Source organism: Pseudomonas sp. 05N434 (assembly GCF_056396965.1).
Map to the genome: position 1 here is coordinate 1 of NZ_JBFTMK010000792.1, position 1,634 is coordinate 1,634.

Here is a 1,634-nt window from a genome sequence, read left to right on the forward strand (position 1 = left end):
CAGCATGCGCACGCTGTCAGCATCGAACGGGCTGACAGCCTCGGTCAGCGATGACTGCTTGACGATCACCACACCGGACGGCTTATCGACGAACAGGTACTGGCCGTGGATACCGCCGGCCATGATCGCCTGACTGTGGTCGTTGAAGACGTACCACTGGCTGCGGTAGGAAGCGTCAGGGGTCCATTGGGAGAACTCGGAGTTTTTGGCGTAGATCGCTGGATCGGAGCCGGCGCAAATGCGTGCAACCGTCTCGGTCGACAGCAATTGCAGCCCATCATGGCGACCGTCGTTGGCCAGCAGCCGACCGAACCGCGCCATGTCTCGCAAGGTGGCGTTGAAACCGGCACCGGCAACGCTACGCCCCCAAGGATCGGCCATGAAGTAGCCGTCGCGCTCACACCCCAACTGGCTCCAGATGTCTTGCAGCAATTGATTGCAAGCCTTGCCCGAAGCGCGCTCCATGACCCAGGCCAGGGCTTCGGTGGTGGCGGTCACGTAATGGAAAAAGCCGCCGTGACTGCCGCGTTTTTTCAGCGACGGCAGGTACTGATACAGCGACTCGAACTGAGCGTACTGCGCAGGTGCCGGCTGGAAACCGCAGGCATAGCCGTACTGCGAGCTCTCGGAGTTGGGATCGTCATAGACTTCGCTGTAGTCGATGCCCACGGCCATGTCGAACAGCTGGCGCACCGTGGCATCGCCAAACGCGCTACCCAACAGTTCGGACACGTAATACGCCGCCGGCAATTGCGGATCGAGGATGCCATCGCAGACCAGTTGCTCCCCCAGGGTGCCGATCAGCGACTTGGTCACCGAGAACATGACATGCCGGTCCCGGGGACGCTGGCCGTTGAAGTAACGCTCGAACAGCACGGTGTCGCCCTGCATCACCAAAAAGGCGTCGGTCTGACTGACCACCAGATGATCGATGACACTGACGCTCAAGCCACATTCACTGTCGAAGTGCAGTTCATCCAGCGCTTGTGGCGCTTCCTTCAAGACACTGACCGGTCCACCACCCGCCTCCACATCAATGGAGGGACGCAGGCGCGCCAGATTGCGGAACCCCCACTGATTGAACGGTGGACGCATCCAGTTGTTCCAGGTGACGCGGCGTTTCGGCTCGGCCGGAAAACCCTGCATAAACAAAGGCGCCAAGCGCCTGTCGAGTGACGATTCATTCGTCTCGATGTAAAGACTGGCCAGCAACGGCACGGTGTTCTGACTCATCGGGTTTCCCCTGCAAAATGACTCTGCGTGAAAGCAGATGCAGGGAAATAATTACCCGGTATTATTTTTTAGTCAATAAAACATTTATCAGATAAAAATATTTTTAGCACTGTGCTTTGATGGGGGGGCAAACACGGCGTTCAGCGCCCGTTACTCCTGCGCCAGCCCTGCCAACCGGGGGGGTAATTGGGTGCTAAATGCCCTCGCAGGGTGCTGATACCAGGCGTAGGATCAATACGATGACGGCTTATCACGCATCGTTGGAAGGTGACTTCCAACCCATCTGCATTCACGCGCAAACGCAAGACATTTACCGCCGCACTGTAAGGCCGTGCGACCCTTCGCAGTACAAGGGCCGTGTTCTCACAACAACAAAAGCGAGGTGAAATCATGTCTGGTAA

Annotated in this window: 1 protein-coding gene; it reads right to left on the minus strand. The window is 57.8% G+C overall.

The features are described from left to right. Positions 1-1,233, minus strand: a 1,233-nt coding sequence (locus tag AC1DLB_RS29420) for a serine hydrolase domain-containing protein (RefSeq protein ID WP_477786232.1), incomplete at its 3' end; no start/stop codon positions are given. Positions 1,234-1,634 lie beyond the last annotated feature (401 nt).